Origin of the sequence: Kineococcus vitellinus, assembly GCF_009906315.1 — a bacterium.
GTDB classification, from domain to species: domain Bacteria; phylum Actinomycetota; class Actinomycetes; order Actinomycetales; family Kineococcaceae; genus Kineococcus; species Kineococcus vitellinus.
Genome location: NZ_JAAALL010000322.1, coordinates 1 through 4,684 on the forward strand (window position 1 = coordinate 1; position 4,684 = coordinate 4,684).

Genomic DNA, 4,684 nt, shown 5'->3' on the forward strand with positions numbered 1-4,684 from the left:
GCCGTCGCGCGGGCGCACCCGGTGCTGACCCGCCTGGACCAGGCCAGCGGCGACGGCCGTGCGCAGCGCCGCCGGCGCGACGGGCTCGGCGCTGGGCAGGGCCGGGGTGGCGGTGGGGGCGCGCAGCAGCTCGACCCACCCGGGCTCCAGCGCGGTCAGCGTCACCGAGAAGCCGCGCATGTCCAGCGCGGCCACGTAGGTGCCCGCCAGCGCCACGGCCAGCTCCAGCCCGCGCTGCTCGAGGCGGCGGGCGATGCCGTCCAGGACGGAGTACAGCTCCAGCTGGGTCACCGAGCCCAGCCCGTTGACCAGGACCGCGTACCCGGCGGGCGTCGCGGGCACGTGCTCCAGCAGCTGCCCGAGCAGCCGGTCCACGAGCTCCTCGGTGCCCGGGCGCTCCACGGTGCTCACGGCCCGCTCGCCGTGGATGCCGACGCCGTACTCCAGCTGCCCCGCGGGCAGCTGGAAGGCCGGGCCGCCGCCGCCGGGGGAGGTGTGCGCGCGCGAGGCCACGGCGAGGCTGCGGGAGGCGGCGACCACGCGCCGGCCCAGGTCGGCCAGCTGCTCCAGCGTCGCGCCGGCGTCGGCGGCGGCCGCGAGGACCTTCTCCACCAGGACGGTGGCGCCGGTGCCGCGCCGGCCGGTGGCCGAGCCCTCGACCTCGGTGGCCAGGTCGTCGTCGACGAGCACGGTCTCCACGGCGGTGCCCTCGGCGCGCAGCCGCTCGGCCGCGATGCCGAAGTTGATGACGTCGCCGGTGTAGTTCTTCACCACCAGCAGGACCCCGCCGGGGCGGGCCACCGCGCGCGCCGCCGCGTGGACCTGCCGGTTGTGCGGGGAGGCGAAGACCTGGCCGGGCACGGCGGCGTCCAGGCCGCCGCGGCCGACGAAGCCGGTGTGCAGCGGCTCGTGCCCGGAGCCGCCGCCGGAGACGATCGCGACGCGGCGGCCGGGGTCGGGGTCGGCGGCCGCCACGAAGGCCGGGTCCGGGCTGACGCGCACCGACGCGCCGTGGGCGCGCGCGAAGCCTGCGAGGGCGGAGGCGACGACGTCGTCGCCCGTGGAGAAGTAGTCGTCGGTCACGGCGGCCATCCTGGCCGCTGCGCCCCGCCGGCGGGAGGGGGTGGCGCGGTGTGACCGGGGTCTCCGGGCCTCCCCGCGAGCCGCGGGCCCGCCGGGGCTAGTGTGCTTGTCGCCCGGTGCTGCACGCAGCAACTTCCGACCGATGACGAGGAAGACGAGGACTACTGGTGGACCTCTTCGAGTACCAGGCGCGCGACATGTTCGCCGCGCACGGCGTACCCGTGCTGGACGGCAGGGTCGCCACCACGCCGGAGGAGGCCCGGGCGGCCGCCGAGGCGATGGGTGGCGGGACCGTGGTGGTCAAGGCCCAGGTCAAGACGGGCGGGCGCGGCAAGGCCGGCGGCGTCAAGCTCGCGCACTCGCCCGAGGAGGCGGCCGAGCGGGCCCGCGAGATCCTCGGCATGGACATCAAGGGCCACACCGTGCACCAGGTGATGGTCGCCGAGGGCGCGCAGATCGCCGAGGAGTTCTACTTCTCGGTGCTGCTGGACCGCTCCAACCGCACCTACCTGGCGATGTGCAGCGTCGAGGGCGGCATGGAGATCGAGCAGCTGGCCGTCGAGCGCCCCGAGGCGCTGGCCCGCGTCCCCGTCGACGCGCTGACCGGCATCGACGCCGCCAAGGCCGCCGAGATCGTCGAGGCCGCCGGTTTCGCGCCCGAGCTGCGCGAGGCCGTCGCCGACGTGGTCGTGAAGCTGTGGGGCGTCTTCACCGCCGAGGACGCCACGCTGGTCGAGGTGAACCCGCTGGTGCGCACCGAGGACGGTGCGGTCGTGGCCCTCGACGGCAAGGTGACGCTCGACGAGAACGCCGACTTCCGCCACCCCGGGCACTCCTCGCTCGTCGACGCCGCCGCGGCCGACCCGCTGGAGGCCAAGGCGAAGGAGATGAACCTCAACTACGTCAAGCTCGACGGCGAGGTCGGCATCATCGGCAACGGCGCCGGCCTGGTGATGAGCACGCTGGACGTCGTGGCCTACGCCGGCGAGCAGCACGGCGGCGTCAAGCCCGCCAACTTCCTCGACATCGGCGGCGGCGCCTCGGCGCAGGTCATGGCCAACGGCCTGGACGTCATCCTGGGCGACGCGCAGGTGAAGAGCGTGTTCGTCAACGTCTTCGGCGGCATCACCGCCTGCGACGAGGTCGCCAAGGGCATCGTCTCGGCGCTGGGCATGCTCGGCGACGAGGCCACCAAGCCGCTCGTGGTGCGCCTGGACGGCAACAACGTCGAGGAGGGCCGGCGCATCCTCGCCGAGGCGGACCACCCGCTGGTGACCGTCGTCGACACCATGGACGGCGCGGCCGCCAAGGCCGCCGAACTCGCGAGCACCGGAAAGGCCTGAGCCCCGTGGCGATCTTCCTGAACTCCGACAGCAAGGTCATCGTCCAGGGGATGACCGGCTCCGAGGGGCGCAAGCACACCCAGCGGATGCTGGCCTCCGGCACGAACGTCGTCGGCGGCGTGAACCCGAGCAAGGCCGGGCAGAGCGTCGACTTCACCGGCGCCGACGGCTCCCCTGTGCAGGTGCCGGTCTTCGGCACCGTCGGCGAGGCCCGCGAGGCCACCGGCGCCGACGTCAGCGTGGTCTTCGTCCCCGCGAAGTTCACCAGGGCGGCCGCCGTGGAGGCCATCGAGGCCGACACCCCGCTCGTCGTCGTCATCACCGAGGGCGTCCCGGTCAAGGACACCGCCGAGTTCCACGCGCTCGCCCAGCAGCGCGGCACCACCCGCCTCATCGGGCCGAACTGCCCGGGCCTCATCAGCCCCGGCAAGTCCAACGTCGGCATCATCCCGGCGGACATCACCCCGCCCGGGCGCATCGGCCTGGTGTCCAAGTCGGGCACGCTGACCTACCAGATGATGTACGAGCTGCGCGACATCGGCTTCTCCTCCGCCGTCGGCATCGGCGGTGACCCGGTCGTCGGCACCACGCACATCGACGCCCTCCAGGCGTTCCAGGACGACCCCGAGACCGACCTCATCGTCATGATCGGCGAGATCGGCGGCGACGCCGAGGAGCGCGCGGCCAAGTTCATCGAGGCCAACGTCACCAAGCCCGTCGTCGGCTACGTCGCCGGCTTCACCGCCCCCGAGGGCAAGACGATGGGCCACGCCGGCGCGATCGTGTCCGGCTCCGCCGGCACCGCGCAGGCCAAGCAGGAGGCCCTCGAGGCCGCCGGCGTCAAGGTCGGCAAGACCCCCAGCGAGACCGCGAAGCTCGCCCGGGAGATCTTCCAGCAGCTCTGAACCGGCTCCGCAGCCCCCGCCGACCGCGTGTCGGCGGGGGCTGCGCGCGTCCGGCGGGGGAGCATCGAGGCGATGTCCACGCTCGTCGAACCCTCCGCCAAGGCTCCCAGGACCACGGCCGCCGACCTGCTGCCGCTGCTGACCGCGGCGCTGCGGGCCGTGCTCGCGCTGCTCGTGCCGATCCTCGTGCTGAGCGTCCTCGCCTGGATCGCCTCCGTGCGCTCCACCTCCTCCCTGGCCGCCGTCTGCCGCGTCGGCGCCGACCTGTGGCTGCTCGCGCACGGCGCCACCGTCGCCGTCGTGGGCGGCGAGGTCGGCCTCGCACCGCTGGGGATCACGCTGCTGGCGGTGCTGTCCGCCGTACGGGCCGTGCGCGCCTGGGCGCGCGACCAGGGGGCCGCCGAGCGCCCCGTGCCCTTCTGGGCGGCGGTGGGGACCTTCGCGGGCGGCTACGCGCTGCTCGCCGGGTTCCTCGCGCTCGTCTCCCGCTCGGGGGTGAGCGCGGCCGCACCGGTCGGCAGCGCGGTCGGCGGGCTCCTCGTGGGCGGCGCCGGTGCGCTCGCGGCGCTGTGGCCGCACCGGCCGCCGCTGCCCGCGGCCGTGCCCGCCCCCGTGGCCGCCGCCCTGCGCCCGGCGCTGACCGCCTGCGCCGGCCTGCTCGCCACGGGCTCGCTGGTCGTGGCCGCGGCGCTGGCCCGCGGGCACTCCGGGGTCCTGCTGCTGCACGAGGCCCTCGACCCCGGCGTCGTCGGCGGTGCGCTGCTGACGCTCGCGCAGGTCCTGCTGCTGCCCACCCTGGCCGTGTGGGGGCTGGCGTGGGCCTCGGGCACCGGCTTCGCGGTCGGCACCGGCACCTCCGTGGCACCGGGCGGGACGAGCCTGGAGGCGCTGCCGACGGTCCCCGTCCTCGGCGCGCTGCCCGCTCCCGGGCCGGCGCCCGTGCTGGCCTGGGCGGTGCTCGCGCTGCCCGTCCTCGTCGGCGCGCTCGCGTGGGCGCTGCAGACCCGGCGCGGGCCCGTCCCCGCCGCCCTGCTGCAGCGCTGCGGCGCGGCCGCGCTCACCGGCGTGCTCGCCGGCGCGCTCACCGGGCTGCTCGCGCTCGCCGCCAGCGGCCCCGCCGGCGCCGGGCGCATGGGCGAGCTCGGCCCCTCCCCGCTGCTGACCGCCGCCGCCGTCGCCGGTGAGGTCGCCGCCGGGGCGCTGCTGGCGCTCTTCGCCGACCGCGCCCTGCGGGCCCGGCGCGGCGCCCGGCACGTCGTGGTGCTGCCCGAGGAGGGCCGCGCCCCCGGCAGGCTGCTGACGGACGACTGAACAGGACGACCACACGGGCGGGCACGTGGAGGGACTCTAGTG

4 protein-coding genes are annotated in these 4,684 nt (G+C 75.8%); 3 read left to right on the forward strand and 1 reads right to left on the reverse strand.

Features of this window, described 5'->3' with window-relative positions:
• A partial coding sequence (locus GTQ99_RS19985; protein ID WP_205707880.1) for a dihydroxyacetone kinase subunit DhaK occupies window positions 1–1,083 on the reverse strand: 1,083 nt, incomplete at its 3' end.
• Window positions 1,084–1,250: 167 nt separating this feature from the next.
• Between GTQ99_RS19985 and sucC the strand changes: the two genes are divergently transcribed.
• The 3 genes from sucC (at window position 1,251) to GTQ99_RS20000 (ending at window position 4,642) form a co-directional block, all read left to right on the forward strand.
• Entirely contained in the window at window positions 1,251–2,426 is a 1,176-nt protein-coding gene (gene sucC, locus GTQ99_RS19990) for an ADP-forming succinate--CoA ligase subunit beta (RefSeq protein ID WP_166617461.1), read from the forward strand.
• Between the two features lie 5 nt (window positions 2,427–2,431).
• A complete protein-coding gene (sucD, locus tag GTQ99_RS19995; protein WP_166617462.1) occupies window positions 2,432–3,331 on the forward strand; it encodes a succinate--CoA ligase subunit alpha in 900 nt (299 codons plus the stop codon).
• Window positions 3,332–3,403: 72 nt separating this feature from the next.
• Window positions 3,404–4,642, forward strand: a complete 1,239-nt coding sequence (locus GTQ99_RS20000) for a cell division protein PerM (RefSeq protein WP_166617463.1) — start codon at window positions 3,404–3,406, stop codon at window positions 4,640–4,642.
• Window positions 4,643–4,684 lie beyond the last annotated feature (42 nt).

Coding starts and splice junctions, on each gene's coding strand:
- GTQ99_RS20000 (WP_166617463.1), top strand. CDS start 3,404: ATGTCCACGCTCGTCGAACCCTCCGCCAAGGCTCCCAGGACCACGGCC.